Annotated in this window: 14 protein-coding genes and 1 riboswitch; of the genes, 13 read left to right on the top strand and 1 reads right to left on the bottom strand. The window is 37.9% G+C overall.

Going from position 1 to position 18236, the window contains the following annotated elements; translation table 11 throughout:
* Positions 1–14 precede the first annotated feature (14 nt).
* From ACTWP4_RS12375 to ACTWP4_RS12315, 13 genes are all read left to right on the top strand, one after another.
* Positions 15–740: an ABC transporter ATP-binding protein gene (locus ACTWP4_RS12375; protein WP_443129080.1), complete on the top strand. Its 726-nt coding sequence runs from the start codon at positions 15–17 to the stop codon at positions 738–740.
* Positions 741–767: 27 nt separating this feature from the next.
* Positions 768–2456 carry an acetate--CoA ligase gene (gene acsA / locus ACTWP4_RS12370; RefSeq protein ID WP_443129079.1) on the top strand — a complete coding sequence of 563 codons (1689 nt, stop codon included), beginning with the start codon at positions 768–770 and terminating at the stop codon, positions 2454–2456.
* Between the two features lie 12 nt (positions 2457–2468).
* Positions 2469–2576, top strand: a riboswitch (SAM riboswitch).
* A gap of 77 nt (positions 2577–2653) precedes the next feature.
* Positions 2654–3571 (top strand): alpha-hydroxy-acid oxidizing protein, encoded by a 918-nt coding sequence (locus ACTWP4_RS12365; protein ID WP_443129078.1) that lies wholly within the window; start codon positions 2654–2656, stop codon positions 3569–3571.
* A gap of 124 nt (positions 3572–3695) precedes the next feature.
* Positions 3696–4658, top strand: a complete 963-nt coding sequence (locus ACTWP4_RS12360) for an L-lactate dehydrogenase (RefSeq protein ID WP_443129077.1) — start codon at positions 3696–3698, stop codon at positions 4656–4658.
* 584 nt (positions 4659–5242) lie between these two features.
* A complete protein-coding gene (locus ACTWP4_RS12355; RefSeq protein ID WP_443129076.1) occupies positions 5243–5497 on the top strand; it encodes a glutaredoxin family protein in 255 nt (84 codons plus the stop codon).
* 118 nt (positions 5498–5615) lie between these two features.
* Positions 5616–6644, top strand: a complete 1029-nt coding sequence (locus ACTWP4_RS12350) for a sugar-binding transcriptional regulator (RefSeq protein WP_443129075.1) — start codon at positions 5616–5618, stop codon at positions 6642–6644.
* A gap of 38 nt (positions 6645–6682) precedes the next feature.
* The gene (gene gap / locus ACTWP4_RS12345) at positions 6683–7690 is read left to right on the top strand and encodes a type I glyceraldehyde-3-phosphate dehydrogenase (protein WP_443129074.1); all 1008 of its coding nucleotides are present in this window, start codon (positions 6683–6685) and stop codon (positions 7688–7690) included.
* Between the two features lie 95 nt (positions 7691–7785).
* Complete coding sequence (locus tag ACTWP4_RS12340; protein ID WP_443129073.1) at positions 7786–8967, top strand: phosphoglycerate kinase; 1182 nt, start codon at positions 7786–7788, stop codon at positions 8965–8967.
* Positions 8968–8987: 20 nt separating this feature from the next.
* Positions 8988–9746 (top strand): triose-phosphate isomerase, encoded by a 759-nt coding sequence (tpiA, locus tag ACTWP4_RS12335; protein ID WP_443129072.1) that lies wholly within the window; start codon positions 8988–8990, stop codon positions 9744–9746.
* A complete protein-coding gene (gpmI, locus tag ACTWP4_RS12330) occupies positions 9743–11281 on the top strand; it encodes a 2,3-bisphosphoglycerate-independent phosphoglycerate mutase (RefSeq protein ID WP_443129071.1) in 1539 nt (512 codons plus the stop codon). Before tpiA ends, gpmI begins: the two co-directional genes overlap by 4 nt.
* Before the next feature lie 23 nt (positions 11282–11304).
* Positions 11305–12591 carry a phosphopyruvate hydratase gene (gene eno / locus ACTWP4_RS12325; RefSeq protein ID WP_443129070.1) on the top strand — a complete coding sequence of 429 codons (1287 nt, stop codon included), beginning with the start codon at positions 11305–11307 and terminating at the stop codon, positions 12589–12591.
* Between the two features lie 652 nt (positions 12592–13243).
* Positions 13244–14263, top strand: coding sequence for an ABC transporter substrate-binding protein (locus tag ACTWP4_RS12320; RefSeq protein WP_443129069.1), 1020 nt, complete (start codon positions 13244–13246; stop codon positions 14261–14263).
* 6 nt (positions 14264–14269) lie between these two features.
* On the top strand, positions 14270–16303 hold the full coding sequence (locus ACTWP4_RS12315) for an iron ABC transporter permease (RefSeq protein WP_443129157.1): 2034 nt from the start codon (positions 14270–14272) through the stop codon (positions 16301–16303).
* A 217-nt stretch (positions 16304–16520) separates the two neighbouring features.
* Here the strand turns inward: ACTWP4_RS12315 and ptsP are convergent, their stop codons facing one another.
* Positions 16521–18236, bottom strand: coding sequence for a phosphoenolpyruvate--protein phosphotransferase (gene ptsP, locus ACTWP4_RS12310; protein ID WP_443129068.1), 1716 nt, complete (start codon positions 18234–18236; stop codon positions 16521–16523).

Below are 18236 nucleotides of genomic sequence, written 5' to 3'. Positions count from 1 at the left end.
AAGGAGTATTTAATATGAGTCTAGCACTAAGAGATGTGAGTCGTACATTTAATGGAACTACTGCCGTGAAGAATGTCAATTTAGAAGTAAAACCGGGAGAAATAATAGGTTTACTAGGAACAAGTGGATGTGGGAAAAGTACCTTATTGCGAGCAATATCGGGATTGGATCCGCAATACGACGGAGATATTGAAATTAATGGCACAGTATCAAAAGAAATTCACGATACAACTGGTTTTATTTTTCAAGAACCGAGATTGCTTCCATGGTTAAATGTGTTAGATAATGTGACGTTCGGATTGACAGGTAGCCGTAAAGAAAAGGAAAATAAAGCTATTGATTATTTAGAAAGTGTAGGGTTAAGGGGAAAAGAAGGGCTATACCCTCGTGAATTATCTGGCGGTATGGCTCAGCGTGTAGCAATTGCGCGAGCACTGGTAACATCACCAGAAATTCTCCTTTTGGATGAACCGTTCAGTGCACTAGATGCTTTTACTAAAATGCAATTACAAGACCTATTATTAGATGTCTGGAAAAAATATCAATCTACTATCGTATTAGTAACACACGATATTGATGAAGCAACCTATCTATGTGACCGTGTTGTTATTTTAAAAGGACAGCCGGGGGAAGTAGACAGAGAAATTACTATAACTCAGGATAGACCGAGAGATCGGGGAAGCGAAGAATTAGCACATCTAAAGTCAGAAATCTTGGAATCTTTAGACTTAAACAAATAGCAATCGGCCTTCAAGGGGGATAATCAAATGACACAACCAACCACAACAACACATATAGAAAAAATCGAAGGTGAATATAACCTTAACAACTATGATAAAATTCGTGAAAATTTTGATTGGTCAGATGCAAAGGCATTATTATCTGCTGCCAATACAGGAAAGATTAATGCAGCATACGAAACGATTGATCGTCATGTGGAGGAGGGATATGGTGATAAAATAGCCCTTCACTACATTAATGAGGATGAAAAGCGATCTTATACGTTTAAAGAAGTAAAAGATCAAACCGATCATTACGCTCGCATTTTAAAGGAACATGGTGTAAAAAAAGGAGATCGTGTATTTGTTTTTCTACCTAAAACGCCAGAATGCTATATTGCTATATTAGCTGTCATAAAAGTAGGTGCGATCGCTGGTCCTTTATTTGAAGCATTTATGGAGGAAGCAGTCAGAGATCGAATTAATGATTGTGATGGCACATTACTAATTACTGATCAACAATTAGTTAAACGTGTTCCAAAGGACGATATTCCATCATTAGAAACTATCCTTTTTGTAGAGGATATTGAGAAAGAACCATTACAACCGGTTGACGGTGATGAATTTGTGGAATGGGTGGACTGGGAAGATGGCTTAATAATTCACTATACAAGTGGTTCTACAGGTAAACCAAAAGGTGTATTGCATGCCCACCGTGCTGCTCAACATCATATCGTCACTGGTAAGTGGGTACTGGATATAAAAGATGATGATGTTTACTGGTGTACGTCACATCCAGGCTGGGTAACAGGAAGTGTATATGGCTTGTTTGCTCCACTACTGAACAGAGCAACAGTAGTGATACAAGGTGGACGATTCAGTGCCGAGAATTGGTATTCTTTAATTGAAGAACTAGGGGTAACGATTTGGTATAGTGCACCGACAGCTTTCCGTATGCTCCTGTCAAAAGGTGATCTATACAAACAATATGATCTATCATCTGTTCGCCATGTACTAAGTGTAGGAGAACCATTAAACCCTGAAGTCATCCAATGGGCATGGAACAGCTTAAATGTCCGCATACATGATACATGGTGGATGACAGAAACTGGTGGACATTTAATCGTGAATCTTCCTGCCGAGAAAATAAAACCAGGTTCGATGGGAAGAGCTTTTCCTGGCGTACAGGTTGGTATTTTAGATGAAGAAGGTAATGAATTACCTCGTGGTGAAGTTGGTCAACTAGCGGTTCGTACACCGTGGCCAGGACTAATGAAAGAAATATGGGGAAATAAGGATAAGTTCAAATCTTATTTCCAGTACGAGGGATGGTATATCTCTGGTGACTTAGCGTTACAGGATGATGAAGGATATGTCTTCTTCCAAGGCCGAAATGATGACATGATTAATTCTGCAGGTGAGCGTATTGGTCCGTTTGAAGTAGAAAGTAAGTTAATTGAACATCCGGCAGTAGAAGAAGCTGGTGTAATAGGTAAACCTGATGAATTACGTGGTGAATTAGTTAAAGCTTTTATTACATTAAGAGCTGGATATGAACAATCAGATGAATTATTAGAAGAGATTCGATTATATGTTAGAAAAAATCTATCAGCACATGCTGCTCCTAGAGAGATAGAAGTAATGGATGAATTACCGAAAACAAAAATTAGTGGAAAAATTTTAAGAAGACAATTAAAAGCATTAGAAATCGAAAGAAATAATAAAGTTAAAAATTAAAACATATAGATACTCTTATGAAGAGTGGTGGAGGGACTGGCCCGAAGAAACCCGGCAACCTTAAGCGAGTTATGCTTAAAAGGTGCTAAATCCTGCAAACGTTAGTTTGAAAAATAAGAGGGAGATAATAGTTGCAGTCTCTCTTGTTTATCAAGAGGGGCTTTTTTGTTTCCCTAAATTATTAGGAGGCTTATAAAATGGTAAAAGCAAAAGTGAAAAGAAGTGTCGTAGAAAATTTAGAGGAAGCAGCAGAAAAACAATTATCAAAAGCAGCAAAATTATATTTAGATCAAGTAACATCTCAAAAGGCAAATTCTACATCGTTTATTCTCAATAGCAAGTCATCGACTAAATTGAATATCTCTCCACTGTTATTAGGTGCGGTTGGTGCACAGACCTATTTTCATGAAGACGGTGAATTAGCAACCGCAAAAGCAGCTAGTAAACAAGGTGTACCCTTTATCGTTAGCAGTCATTCGTCCTACAGCATTGAAGAAGTAAGTGATGCTGTACCAGATAGTGAGCTTTGGTTTCAAGCTCATATTTTTCAAGATTTGGAACTTACGAAGCATTTTATCCAACGTGCCGAATTAGCAGGATATCAGGCTATTATTTTATCCATCTCAAATGATGAGATTCATCAAAAAGCAGATCAATTAGTAAAAGGAACTACAAACTTTGTAGTGGATCCGATTTTTGCTAAAAAAAATTATCATAGTAAAATTCCTTTGTCTGAACGAGTTGCTCAAGAATATCAAAAGCGTCACATTTCTTGGGATGATATTCAATATATCAAACAATTTACAACCTTACCGATCTTTATTTACGGAGACTTGTCACTGGATGATGTTCGTTCAAGTTTGGAGCAGCAAGTTGATGGTATTATCCTGTCTAATATTAACAAGTCCAATCTCGATTTATTGGAAAAGATCGATATTATAGCTAGTGAAAGGTTAATTGTTGTTGTTGAGACAGAAGTGGAAACTAAAGACGATTTAAATCATTATTTACAACGAGGTGCTGATGCTATTTCGATTCGAAAAAGTTATATTTACGGATTATCGACTTCAGGTGTTTTAGGTGCAGAAGATATCATTGCTCAATTGTTCACATGATTGTCAGATATATATATTTTCATAGTATCTTAAATGGGATATAGTATAACTATATCCCGTTTTTTATTTAGCGTAGCTGAATTTAAGGATTTAAGTTTTTCTAATGTTGGAAGGAGTGGTTGTTATGACAATTCATAAGACGAAATTAAGAAAAGTAGTCATTATTGGAACAGGATTTGTTGGTACTAGTTATGCTTATGCGTTGTTAAATCAAGGTGTTGTTAATGAACTTGTTCTGATTGACTTGGATGAGGCAAAAGCAGATGGAGAAGCTCGCGATTTAAATCATGGTATGGCGTTTGGCAATCCAATGCGTATTAAAGCGGGTGGATATGAAGAGTGTCATAATGCAGATCTAGTTGTCATAACAGCAGGTGCGAACCAAAAACCAGGAGAAACGAGGTTAGACCTTGTTACCAAGAATGCTAAAATTTTTAAAGGAATTGTCGATAAAGTCATGGATGTTGACTTTCAGGGGATTTTCGTCGTGGCCACTAATCCGGTTGACATTTTAACACATCTGACAAGGGAAATTTCAGGTTTACCGAAGGAACGCGTAATTGGTTCTGGAACAATTTTAGATACAGCGCGATTCCGATATTTATTAGGAAAACATTTGGAAGTCGATGCACGTAATGTACACGCTTATATCATAGGTGAACACGGTGACTCAGAATTGCCAGTATGGAGTCATGTGCAAATTGGTGGAGTACCATTAGGCCAATATACAGGTATCGATAATTTTTATCAAAATAAAGACATGATCGAGATATTTGAGAATGTACGAGATGCGGCATATCATATTATTGAACGAAAAGGAGCAACCTATTACGGTATTGGTCTAGGATTAGTCCGGTTAACAAAAGCAATCTTAAACAATGAAAATGCCATTTTAACGGTTTCTGCTAAATTAGAGGGGCAATACGGATTAAATAATCTCTACATCGGTGTGCCGGCACTGCTAAACGAAAACGGCATCCGTGAAGTAATAGAATTAGACCTATCCGAAAAAGAAACCCAACAACTACACCAATCCGCCGAGGTCATCCAAGAAATGATCGACACAGGAATGAAAGCAATAAAGTAATCACACATAGTTTCCTGATAAAATCAGAAAGTTTAAAATTGTGCGGAAATAACATAAATTACGACGGAACTATCGTGGATTTGCTTTCTACCATCTTCTCAGTAATAAGTGTTAGGAAATGCTCCGGCAACATACTTCGCTTTCCGCGGGTGACCCCGTGAGCCTCCTCGCTCACCAAGACCGTTCGCTATGGGGTCTCACTTTGGTCACTGTTCCCGCAGGAGTCTACGTATGTTGCCTACGCTAGTAGTGATTTTCTGATTATTGAAAGATGAATACATATGAATATACTACCATGGATATCTTCTCGCTTGATCAGATAGCCATTCTAAGTTGCGGAAAAATGCGACACTCCTGGAGGAATAGCGCGAGCTGAAGATCCACTTGATAAAGTGGTATTCTTTACCAAGTTAGCTGAAGCCGTGCCCCCGGAAAGGGGGTGTTTTTTCGCAGCGAAGAATTAACACTCAACTTCAGAAGAAAGGAAGGAAGCTACACCAAAGAGAGTTTTCATTAGTATACTGTTTGTATCTATGTCGAATTAGACAGATCAGGATTTCTAATCAAGTCAAGGGGTGGGAATGATGAAATTAAAACTATACGGAAAAGAAAATTGTAGTCTCTGTGATCAAGCGAAAGTAACACTGGAAATGCTGCAACAAGACTATTTATTTGAAATCGAAGAAATTAATATTTATAATGATGATGAACTGTTAGAAGCTTATCATCTCATGATCCCAGTCATCAAACACGATGACATCATAGTTGACACTGAAATAGTCGACATGGAAAAGGTCGAAAACTATCTGAAAAAGAAAAATAATTCAGAAAATAGTTGAGAGATGTTAGACCATTTGATACAATAATTATGGAAGTTATTTTTTTTGTTCTGAGTGGGACGGAATGCGACTAGGAGGGACAAAATTCCCCCGGTGAATTATAAAGGAGCGTTTCCGATTGAAAGATTTATTAGATATTCAAGAAAAATTGTACCCGGATTTACTCGATACCATGCAGAAAAGATACAAAATACTTCAATACATACAAATGATGCAGCCAATCGGACGCCGTAGCTTATCTGAAAATATCAATTTAAAAGAACGAGTAGTTCGCAGTGAAGTTGAATTTTTAAACAAGCATGGATTTATTATGGTGACTTCGAAAGGAATGCGAGTTACAGATGAAGGGGACACGATTATCGAGAAGTTATCGTCATTTATGAATGAAATTTCCGAATTTCGTGTTTTAGAATCTCAAATTAAGGATAAATTACAATTGGAGCATGTAATTATCGTATCGGGAAATAGTGACACACAACCATCTGTTAAACAGGATATGGGGAAAGCGTGTGTGCAATTTTTGAGTTCCATTTTAACTTCCAATCAAACAATAGCAGTTACAGGTGGTACATCGATGGCAGAAGTTGCCAACCAGATGAAGCCTTTAGAACATGCTGCGAATTGTACATTTGTTCCAGCAAGAGGCGGATTAGGTGAACAAGTAGAAAACCAAGCTAATACCATTTGTGCGCAGATGGCTAAAAAAGCAAATGGTAATTACCGCATGTTATATGTCCCTGACCCGTTAAGTGAGGAAACATACCATTCAATCATCGAAGAACCAGCTATTAAGGATATTTTAGAAATGATTCGTGATACTAAAATAGTCCTGCACAGTATTGGTGACGCATGTACAATGGCAAAACGCCGTAAAGCTTCTGAACAAGTATTAACTAAATTAAGAAGTGGTAACGCTGTGAGTGAAGCCTTCGGTTATTACCTTGATGAACAAGGTAAGGTCGTTTACAAGGTTCGCACTGTTGGTATGCAATTAGAGGAACTTGAACATGCACAATATGTTGTTGCTGTAGCAGGAGGTTCTTCGAAAGCAAAAGCCATTCAATCTTACTTCAAGCAAGGAAAAAGTAACGTGTTAATCACAGATGAAGCGGCAGCAAAAGAGTTGTTAAAGGGTTCGTCCCTTTAAATATAAATCTTAAGGATACTTTAAGGAGGAATTTTAGCATGGCAGTAAAAGTAGGTATTAATGGTTTTGGCCGAATCGGTCGTAACGTTTTTCGTCAAGCTTTAAAAAATGATGAGGTAGAAGTAGTAGCAGTTAACGACTTAACTGATGCGAATATGCTTGCACATCTACTTAAATATGACTCTGTACACGGAAAACTAGAACAAGAAGTTTCTGTAAATGGAGATTATCTTGTTGTAGGTGGAAAAGAAGTAAAAGTACTATCTGAGCGTGATCCAGCTAACCTACCATGGGGAGACCTTGGTGTGGAAATCGCTGTTGAATCTACTGGTATCTTCACTCAACGTGATGCAGCAGCTAAACACTTAGATGCTGGTGCGAAAAAAGTTATTATCTCTGCGCCTGCGAAAGAAGAAGATATTACAGTTGTTATGGGTGTTAACGAAGACAAATATGATCCGGCTAAACACCACGTAATTTCTAATGCTTCTTGTACAACAAACTGTTTAGCTCCATATGCTAAAGTATTAAACGATAAATTTGGTCTAAAACGTGGTATGATGACTACTATTCACTCATACACTAACGACCAGCAAATTCTTGATTTACCACACAAAGACTATCGTCGTGCTCGTGCAGCTTCTGAAAATATCATTCCAACAACTACTGGTGCTGCAAAAGCAGTTTCTCTAGTATTACCTGAATTAGAAGGTAAATTAAATGGTATGGCTATGCGTGTACCTACTCCTGACGGTTCACTTGTTGACTTAGTTGCAGAACTAGATCAAGAAGTAACTGTTGAAGATGTAAATGGTGCATTAAAAGAAGCTGCAGAAGGTCACCTAAAAGGTGTTCTAGGTTACTCTGATGAGCCACTAGTATCTGTTGACTACATCGGAAACACTAATTCTTCTACTATTGATGGGCTTTCTACAATGGTAATGGAAGGTAACATGGTAAAAGTAGTATCTTGGTATGATAATGAAATGGGATACTCTAGCCGTGTAGTAGACTTAGCTGCATATCTTAAAAAACAAGGACTATAAGTGTAACAATTGAACGGGAGGGGGATTGATCCTCCTCTCGTTTTTGCCTGAAATGAAGTAAGCAGAAATCAAAGTCCTTAAGGAGGTTCATACGAATGAACAAACAAACAATTAAAGACATTGACGTAAAAGGAAAAAAGGTATTCTGCCGTGTTGATTTCAACGTACCAATGAAAGATGGCGAAATAACTGACGACACACGTATTAAAGCAGCATTACCAACTATCAAATACTTATCAGAGCAAGGTGCAAAAGTAATCCTTGCCAGCCACTTAGGTCGTCCAGGCGGAGAAGTAGTAGAAGAACTTCGCATGGATGCTGTTGCAAAACGTCTAAGCGACTTAAGTAACAAATCAGTTATCAAAACAGATCAAGTGTATGGCGATGAAGTGAACCAAGCTGTAAGTCAGCTGGAAGACGGTGACCTCTTGTTAATTGAAAATGTACGTTTTGAGTCTGGTGAAACCAAAAATGATCCAGAATTAGCAAAAGAATTCGCTAGCCTTGCAGACTACTATGTAAATGATGCATTTGGTGCTGCTCACCGTGCACATGCTTCAACAGCAGGTATTGCAGAACATATTCCATCTGCAGCAGGATTCCTTTTGGAAAGAGAATTAGAAGTACTAGGAAAAGCTTTATCTGATCCAGATCGTCCATTTACAGCAATTATCGGTGGTGCAAAAGTAAAAGACAAAATTGGTGTAATCGATAATTTATTAGATAAGGTGGATAACCTGATTATCGGTGGCGGTCTAGCTTATACTTTTGTCAAAGCATTAGGACATGAAATTGGTAAATCACTCTTAGAAGAAGATAAAATCGAATTGGCAAAAGAATATATGCAAAAAGCAAAAGACAAAGGCGTAAATTTTGTTATGCCTGTTGATGTTATTGTTGCTGATGATTTTTCCAATGATGCAAATACGCAAATCGTAAACATTGATTCCATTCCAGCTGATCTGGAAGCATTGGACATTGGTCCAAAAACCCGCGAGAAATATACACAAATCGTTGCAGATTCTAAGCTTGTTATTTGGAACGGGCCAATGGGTGTATTCGAATTAGAAACGTTTGCAAATGGTACAAGAGCTGTCGCAGATGCACTAAGCAAAACAGAAGGTTATACTGTTATTGGTGGTGGAGATTCTGCAGCAGCAGTTGAGAAATTTAACTACGCAGAACAGATGGACCACATCTCAACCGGTGGCGGTGCTTCCTTGGAATTCATGGAAGGTAAAGAACTGCCAGGTGTTAGTGTACTAACCGACAAGTAATCAAAGGAGAGGTGAAGAACATGCGTAAAAATGTAATTGCAGGTAACTGGAAAATGAATAAACTGCTAGGTGAAGCTGTTCAGTTTGTCGAGGATACAAAAGACAAAGTGGCTAGTAATGATAAAGTGGAATCTGTAGTTTGTGCACCTTTTCCTTATTTACCAACATTAGTAGAAAAAACAAAAGGAACTAACCTAGAAATTGCTGCCCAAAACATGCATTTTGAAGAAAATGGAGCATTTACAGGTGAAGTAAGCCCAGGTATGCTTGCTGATATTGGGGTAACATATGTAGTGCTTGGACACTCTGAGCGTCGTGAAATGTTTGCTGAAACAGACGAAACAGTGAATAAAAAAACACATGCAGCATTTGCACATAATTTGATTCCGATTGTTTGTGTAGGTGAGACATTAGAACAGCGTGAAGCAAATGAAACAATGAATGTGGTAGAAGCGCAAGTAAAAGCTGCAGTTAAAGGTTTGTCTGATGACCAAGTTAAAGCGACTATCATTGCTTACGAACCAATCTGGGCAATCGGAACTGGTAAAACAGCGACTTCCGAACAAGCAAATGAAGTATGTACCCACATCCGCAAAGTAGTAGCTGATACTGTTTCTGCAGAAGCTGGTGAAGCTGTTCGCATTCAATATGGTGGAAGTGTGAAGCCAGCTAACGTTGACGAGCTATTAGCACAATCTGATATTGATGGTGCATTAGTAGGTGGTGCAAGTCTTGAGGCAGATTCCTTCTTACAGCTAGTGGAGGCTGGTGCAAAATGAGTCAAAATAAACTAGCAGCATTGATTATCCTTGATGGTTATGCGATAAGAGATGAAGTAAAAGGGAATGCAGTCAAACAAGCCAAAACACCAAACTTTGACCGTTACTGGAATCAATACCCGACTAGTCAATTAACAGCTTCAGGGGAAGCAGTTGGTCTCCCTGCTGGTCAAATGGGGAACTCAGAAGTAGGTCATTTAAACATTGGTGCCGGTCGTATTGTGTATCAAAGTTTAACTCGTGTTAATTTATCGATTAAAGATGGCGACTTCTTTGAAAATCAAGTATTATTAAACGCAATAGAGCATGCGAAAAATAATAACAAAGCACTGCACATTTTTGGACTTCTGTCTGATGGTGGTGTACATAGTCATGTTGAGCATATGTATGCTACACTAAAGCTTGCTGCCGATAAAGGCCTTAAAAAAGTATATGTACATGCCTTTTTAGATGGTCGTGATGTCGATCAAAAATCAGCAAAAATTTATATTGAACAAGCTTTAGAGAAAATGAAGGAATATGGAGTTGGAGAATTCGCAACCATTTCCGGACGTTATTACTCCATGGATCGTGATAAGCGTTGGGACCGTGTCAAGAAGTCTTATGATGCCATGGTATATGGGGAAGGACCTAAATATACGGATCCATTCGAAGTTGTAGAAGATTCTTATAAAAACGAAATCTATGATGAGTTTGTTATTCCGTCTGTGATTACAGATGACAATGGTGAGCCAAAAGCTACGATTCAAGATGAAGATGCCGTGATTTTCTATAACTTCCGTCCAGATCGTGCAATTCAAATTTCACGAACATTTGCGAATGATGATTTCCGTGACTTTGACCGTGGTGACAAAGCACCTAAGAATATTCACTTCGTTTGTTTAACAAACTTTAGTGAAACAGTGGATGGTTATGTTGCTTACGAACCAGCTAATTTGGATAATACTGTTGGTGAGGTCTTAGCACAAAATAATCTAAATCAACTACGTATTGCTGAAACAGAAAAATATCCGCACGTTACCTTTTTCATGAGTGGTGGACGTGAGCAAGAATTCCCTGGTGAAAAACGTATTCTGATCGATTCACCGAAAGTAGCAACATATGACTTACAACCAGAAATGAGTGCTTACGAAGTAACGGACGCGTTATTAGAAGAATTGGATAAAGATGAGCAAAATGCGATCATTTTAAACTTTGCTAATCCTGATATGGTTGGCCACTCTGGTATGTTAGAACCAACTGTGAAAGCTATTGAAACTGTTGATGAGTGTCTTGGTAAAATTGTCGATAAAATTATCGAAAAAGGTGGACAAGCGATTATCACTGCTGATCATGGTAACTCTGATGAAGTAGTAACGCTTGACGGTGATCCGATGACAGCTCATACAACCAATCCAGTACCAGTCATTGTAACAAAAGATGGTGTCCAATTACGTGACGGCGGAATTTTAGCCGACCTAGCACCAACATTATTAGATTTATTAGAAGTAGAGAAACCAAAAGAGATGACAGGCGACAGCCTTATTCAAAAATAATTATAAAAGGAGAGTTTAACATTATGCCTTACATTACAGATGTTTATGCACGCGAAGTATTAGATTCCCGTGGTAACCCAACAGTTGAAGTTGAAATTTTTACAGAAGCAGGAGCATTCGGTTCTGCACTAGTTCCAAGTGGTGCATCTACTGGTGAACACGAAGCAGTAGAATTACGTGATGGTGATAAAGACCGTTACTTAGGAAAAGGTGTATTAAAAGCAGTAGAAAACGTAAATGAAGTAATTGCACCTGAATTATTAGGTATTGACGTAACTCGCCAAGTTGTGATTGATCAACTTTTATTAGAACTTGACGGTACAGAAAACAAAGGAAAATTAGGAGCGAATGCAATCCTTGGTGTATCAATGGCAGCAGCACATGCAGCATCTGATTACCTTGGTGTACCATTGTATACTTACTTAGGTGGATTCAACGCTACTACACTTCCTACACCAATGATGAACATCTTAAATGGTGGGGAGCATGCAGATAACAACGTAGATATTCAAGAATTTATGATCATGCCTGTAGGTGCTCCAACATTCCGTGAAGCGCTTCGTATGGGTGCAGAAATATTCCATAACTTGAAAAAAGTTTTAAGTGGAAAAGGTTACAACACTGGTGTTGGTGATGAAGGTGGTTTCGCACCAAACTTAAAATCAAACGAAGAAGCTCTTTCTACTATTATTGAAGCAATCGAAGCTGCTGGTTACAAACCAGGAGAAGAAGTGAAGCTTGCAATGGATGTAGCATCTTCAGAGTTCTATGAGGATGGCAAGTACAACCTTAAAGGAGAAGGCGTTGTTCGTACTTCTGAAGAAATGGTTGCTTGGTATGAAGAAATGATCAATAAATACCCAATTGTATCTATCGAAGATGGTCTAGATGAAAACGACTGGGAAGGTCATAAGCTATTAACTGATCGCATCGGTGATCGTGTACAATTAGTAGGTGATGACTTATTTGTAACAAATACAAAACGTCTTGCACAAGGTATCGAGCAAGGTGTAGGTAACTCTATCCTTGTAAAAGTAAACCAAATCGGTACACTTACAGAAACATTTGAAGCAATTGAAATGGCAAAACGCGCTGGTTATACAGCAGTTATTTCTCACCGTTCTGGTGAAACAGAAGACGCAACAATCGCGGATATCGCTGTTGCAACTAACGCTGGTCAAATCAAAACAGGTGCGCCATCCCGTACAGACCGCGTAGCAAAATACAACCAACTACTACGTATCGAGGACGAACTAGTAGGCACAGCAAAATATGCTGGAAAAACAGCATTCTACAACTTAAACAAATAAGTTAAACTTAAAAAAGCACCCCGATGGGTGCTTTTTTTGTTTAATGGAAAAATACTCCCTTTCAGTCAAAGACATGAGTGAAACATTATAAGTATTTACTGGTTTGCAATTTTATTTCGGTGCGAACCGTCTGTAAAACCCCCACTGATCATATTCTCACTTTATCTACTTTTTAATCAAAAATCTTTATTCAATACAACTCAGCAAGAAGATTTGTTGAATAAAAGGAGATAAACGACAAATCTAACCAAGCAGGAAGAAGATTTGTTGAATAAAAGAAGATAAACGACAAATCTAATCATGCGGTAAGAAGATTTGTTGAATAAAACGAGATAAACGACAAATCTAATCATGCGGTAAGAAGATTTGTTGAATAAAACGAGATAAACGACAAATCTAATCATGTAGCAAGAAGATTTGTTGAATAAAAGGAGATAAACAACAAATCTAATCATACAGCAAGAAGATTTGTAGAATAAAAGAGATAAACACAAATCCAAGTATAAAGATTTGCTCCCAATAAGTATCTAGCTCAGTTGTACACGATTTAAATTTTACTTGACAGTTTGTGACTGGACATGTAATATGAATATGGTTGCAAATGATAATCCTTTTCAATTAGAAAAATACATAAGAGAGGGGCAATTTTTAAATGAAAAAGAGTTTATTGTTATTATTAATTGGTTTATTTGTAAGTGTATTTGCAGTTGCTTGCGGAACTGGCGGCAGTGAGACGGAAGAGAAACAAAATCAAGAAGAAGCAAATGCAGATGATAAATCTGCAGAAGAAAGCAGTTCAATTACCGTATCTGATATTTATGGAGAGCAAACGTTTGAAGAAGTTCCAGAACGCATCGTAGTACTTGAGTGGGTGTATGCGGAAAATTTACTGGCGCTTGGTGTACAACCTGTCGGGATGGCAGATATCGAAGGATACCATTCTTGGGTTAATATTGAACCTGAACTGGGTGAAAACGTAAAAGATGTAGGTACCCGTCAGGAGCCAAATTTAGAAGCTATTCACGCTTTAAATCCAGATGTGATCATTACGGCAAATTCTCGCCATGAAGCAATTCTTGACAGTTTAAAAGAAATTGCTCCAACATTGGCTTATAATTCATATCCTGAAGAAGGCGAAGGTACTCAGTATGAAGAAATGGAATCTACCTTCAAAGAAATGGCAAAACTTGTGCAAAAAGAAGAGAAGGCAGATCAAATATTAGCTGACTTAGATCAAACATATAAGGAAATCGAAGCAGAAATTAAAAATGCTGGTATTGAAAACCGAGATTTTGTTTTATCCCAAGCATACAGCTCTGATAATTCTCCTGTTATTCGTTTATTCAAAGATAATGCGATGGCAACGGAAATCATGACAAAAATTGGTCTAAAAAATGCTTATCAATCAGATGGCTTCCAGCTTTACGGATTTGATGAAACTAGTGTAGAATCATTACAGACCGCACAAGACGCACATTTCTTCTATATTGTACAGGAAGACGATAATGTCTTTACTAATCAATTGGCAGGCAATCCTGCATGGGAAGAGCTTGCTTTTGTAAAAGAAGACAGAACATATGCATTACCAGGCGATACATGGACATTTGGTGGTCCATTGTCTGCAAAAGTTTTCGCAAATCAAGTTAAGGAAGCATTATTACAAGAGAAGTGATAAATGATGTCAAAACAGAATTATATAGGAAGAACGGTTCTCACCTTTGGAGGTGGAACCGTCCTTTTACTTTTATTATTTTTTATACATATCAATCAAGGTAGTGTCTCCATTGCACCATTGACTATTCTTAATGCCATTTTTAGACCTGAAGATCTGTTAGAACATCACACTGTTCGATATTTAAGAATGCCTAGAGCAATCATTGGTATCTTAGCAGGTGGAGCTTTAGCGGTATCAGGTGTGCTTTTGCAAACGATAACGAAAAACCCTTTAGCCTCAGCCGGTACATTGGGAATCCATTCAGGCTCGTATTTTGCAGTAGTGTTTGCTAGTGTATTTATCTCTGCGACAAGTGGATGGAGTGGTTTATTAGTAGCCTTTCTAGGCGGAATTTTAACTGCGATACTCGTTTACACATTAGCGGGAGTGGCTAACTCGAATCCTGTTAAAATGGTCTTAGCAGGTATGGTTATTACGATGATGTTCTCAGCCTTTACTTCGCTATTACAAATCTTTTTTGAAAATGAAACCGCTGGTCTTTTTTTATGGGGAGCAGGAACACTTGTACAAAATAACTGGGAAGGTGTTCAATTTGCATTACCTTTTATAATAATTGGTCTAATTGGTTCATTATTCATTTCGAAATCATTAGACTTGTTCCAATTAGGAGAAGAAGTAGCGACTGGCTTAGGACAGAAAATACATCGAACAAGAATCATTACCGTAATACTCGCTGTTTTTCTTACATCTGTAACAGTTAGTGTTGTAGGTCCAATCGGATTTGTCGGCTTAATTGCACCACACCTTATAAAACTATTAGGCTTTCAAAAGCATTATGTTATTATTTTAGGTTCATTTTTATGGGGGGCAGTTGTCTTACTTGGTGCTGATGTGCTTGCTAGAGTATTAGATCCGTCTTTTTCCGAATTACCTGTAGGAGCAATTACGGCATTTATCGGTGCCCCATGGTTAATCTGGCTAATTATGAATAAACAAAACAAGGAGTATAGTAGTAAGGATACGGGTATATTAGCTGGACAAATCAATTCTGCAACGTTGCAAAAATGGATGATCCCAATCCTTTCTGTTGTTGCTATATTAGTAGTATTTATCGGGATTTCTACTGGAAACAATGGTGTACAACTAGTCCAGACCTTTCAGGCGATCTTTTTAAACAATGATGAATTCATTAAAAATATGGCACTTGATTTACGGTTACCAAGGTTATTGGTTGCGGCAGGAAGTGGTGTATTACTGGCTGTTAGCGGCTATATTTTTCAGGGTGTATTACGTAATCCATTAGCTGATCCGTCAGTGATTGGTATTACATCAGGTGCCGGTGTAGGTGCCTTAACTTTTCTATATATCGGTTCCATTTCAGCTGTATGGGTTCCGCTGGGAGCATTTATTGGTGCGCTCGTTGCCTTTTTAGTTGTAATGTTGTTAGCTTATCGTTCGGCATTTCAACCAGCATTGTTAGCGCTGCTTGGTATTGGTATATCAGCTTTTGGATCAGCGGTGATTCAAATTATGGTTGTACGTTCAGATATGGCAGTAGCATCTGCATTAACTTGGTTATCGGGTACGACGTATGCGAAAAGCTGGACAGAACTGATTTATTATTTAGTAGGACCACTGCTTATTCTGATTCCAATCGTTTATTTGGTGAGTGATCGGATTCATACGTTGGCACTAGGAGATGACACGGCTAAAGGATTGGGATTATCGGTATTAAAGACACGATTTTATTTAGCATTATTAGCTTCTATAATAGCGGCTGCAAGTGTAGCAACAGTTGGTACTATAGGGTTTGTCGGATTAATTGCGCCGCATGTTGCCCGTATATTGCTAGGACCGGCACACAGACATTTGTTTGTCACTGCAGCCTTATTAGGTGGGGTATTCCTGATGGTTGCTGATGTATTAAGCCGAACTTTATTAGTACCAAAAGAAATACCAACAGGAATCATTGTAGCTATCATCGGAGCACCATATTTCCTATGGTTAATGAATCGATCTAACAAATGGAAAATGTAAAAGTGGTTAGACAAAAATAACAGGGGTTTTCTTTACTCCTGTTATCATGTCTTCCAAAAAAGTAATTTTGCAAAATAACAAAGATTATAGAACTTGCAATACTTTTAGCATTATATTAAAATAAATGATAACGATTTCATAAATGTACTTTTCTATTGAAGATAGTAGGGGAGTATAAATAAAAACGACCCAGAACAAAATCTGAGTCGTTTACCGATTATTGATTCGTTTTTTCACGGACAAATGCTTCCACGTCATCAGCTGTATCCATGCTTAGAAGCTGATCTTTGTATGAAGCCAATTCTTCTTTTGATAGTTCTTTCATTTGTGTACGAGCAGGTAAAATAGATGTAGCGCTCATACTAAATTCATCGAGGCCTAATCCAAGGAGAATCGGAATCGCAATCGAATCGCCAGCCATTTCACCACACATTCCAGCCCATTTACCTTCTGCATGTGCTGCTTCAATCACATTGTTGACAAGGTTAAGGATTGCTGGGTGATATGGTTGATATAAGTAGCTTACTCGTTCATTCATACGGTCTGCTGCTAATGTATATTGAATTAAGTCATTTGTTCCAATACTGAAAAAGTCAACCTCTTTAGCAAATTGACGAGCGATTACTGCAGTAGAAGGAATTTCAACCATAATACCGACTTCGATATTATCAGAAACTTCAGTTCCTTCTTTCGTCAAGTTTTCTTTTTCTTCTAGTAAGATTGCCTTCGCTTGACGGAATTCGTCCAATGTTGCAATCATCGGGAACATAATTTTCAAATTTCCGTATGTACTTGCACGAAGAAGTGCACGTAGTTGTGTACGGAAAATATCATCACGTTCTAAACAAAGACGGATTGCACGAAATCCGAGGAATGGATTCATTTCATCCGGTAATTCTAAATATGGCAGTTCTTTATCCCCACCAATATCCAGTGTGCGAACTACTACAGGCTTGTCTCCCATTTGTTCTAAAACTGATTTATAAGCATCAAACTGCTCATCTTCAGTTGGCAGTTCATTTTTACCCATGTATAAGAACTCGGTACGATATAACCCAACACCTTCACCACCATTGTTGAGAACACCTTCAACATCGTTAGGTGTACCAATGTTAGCTACTAATTCAACATGTGTACCGTCTTTGGTAACTGTTGGTTCATTTTTCAGTTTAGCCCATTCTTGTTTTTGTTTTTCAAAGTTTTCTTGTTTCTGTTTGTACTCATTTATTTCTTCATCGGTTGGATTGATGATTACATTACCATCAATTCCATCCACTATTAAGATGTCGCCTTCTTTTGCTTGCTCTGTGATAGCTTTTGTTCCAACAACTGCTGGAATCTCTAAGGAGCGAGCCATAATTGCAGAGTGTGAAGTACGACCACCGATATTGGTTGTAAAACCTTGCACAAATTGTTTATTTAATTGTGCAGTATCAGAAGGAGTTAAATCTTCAGCGATGACAACTACTTCCTCATCTATTAATGCTGGATTTGGGAAAGAAACCTCTAATAGGTGTGCCATTACTCTTTTGGTAACATCCTTGATATCTGCAGCACGTTCTCTCATATATTCATTATCCATATTTTCGAACATTTGAATAAACATTTGCGCTGTTTCATCTAATGCAAATTCTGCATTGACTTGTTCTGATTCAATCTTATCCTTAATCGGATTGATGAGCTCAGGATCGCTAAGTACTAGTAAATGCGCTGAAAAAATTTCTGCATGCTCATCACCCAAAGAGGTGCGAGCATGCTCTTTTATTTTTTCTAGTTCAGATTTAGAAACTTCCAACGCTTTCGTTAAACGCTCGACTTCACTTGTTGTATCATCTACTTTCTTTTTATCAAAAGAAAGATCTGGAATAGCGAGTTTGTATGCTTTAGCAATCGCTATTCCATTCGATGCTGCTATACCTGTTAATTGACTCAT

This window comes from Gracilibacillus sp. D59 (assembly GCF_052246695.1).
Classification (GTDB): Bacteria; Bacillota; Bacilli; order Bacillales; family Amphibacillaceae; genus Gracilibacillus.
This window is presented reverse-complemented; position numbering and strand designations above follow the sequence as displayed.

Excerpts from the sequence above, each read along its gene's own strand:
- ACTWP4_RS12360 (WP_443129077.1), top strand. The coding sequence starts at position 3,696 with ATGACAATTCATAAGACGAAATTAAGAAAAGTAGTCATTATTGGAACA.
- ACTWP4_RS12315 (WP_443129157.1), top strand. The coding sequence starts at position 14,270 with ATGTCAAAACAGAATTATATAGGAAGAACGGTTCTCACCTTTGGAGGT.
- ACTWP4_RS12340 (WP_443129073.1), top strand. The coding sequence starts at position 7,786 with ATGAACAAACAAACAATTAAAGACATTGACGTAAAAGGAAAAAAGGTA.
- eno (WP_443129070.1), top strand. The coding sequence starts at position 11,305 with ATGCCTTACATTACAGATGTTTATGCACGCGAAGTATTAGATTCCCGT.
- ACTWP4_RS12375 (WP_443129080.1), top strand. The coding sequence starts at position 15 with ATGAGTCTAGCACTAAGAGATGTGAGTCGTACATTTAATGGAACTACT.
- gpmI (WP_443129071.1), top strand. The coding sequence starts at position 9,743 with ATGAGTCAAAATAAACTAGCAGCATTGATTATCCTTGATGGTTATGCG.
- ptsP (WP_443129068.1), bottom strand. The coding sequence starts at position 18,236 with ATGAGTCAATTAACAGGTATAGCAGCATCGAATGGAATAGCGATTGCT.
- gap (WP_443129074.1), top strand. The coding sequence starts at position 6,683 with ATGGCAGTAAAAGTAGGTATTAATGGTTTTGGCCGAATCGGTCGTAAC.
- ACTWP4_RS12320 (WP_443129069.1), top strand. The coding sequence starts at position 13,244 with ATGAAAAAGAGTTTATTGTTATTATTAATTGGTTTATTTGTAAGTGTA.
- tpiA (WP_443129072.1), top strand. The coding sequence starts at position 8,988 with ATGCGTAAAAATGTAATTGCAGGTAACTGGAAAATGAATAAACTGCTA.
- ACTWP4_RS12355 (WP_443129076.1), top strand. The coding sequence starts at position 5,243 with ATGAAATTAAAACTATACGGAAAAGAAAATTGTAGTCTCTGTGATCAA.
- acsA (WP_443129079.1), top strand. The coding sequence starts at position 768 with ATGACACAACCAACCACAACAACACATATAGAAAAAATCGAAGGTGAA.
- ACTWP4_RS12365 (WP_443129078.1), top strand. The coding sequence starts at position 2,654 with ATGGTAAAAGCAAAAGTGAAAAGAAGTGTCGTAGAAAATTTAGAGGAA.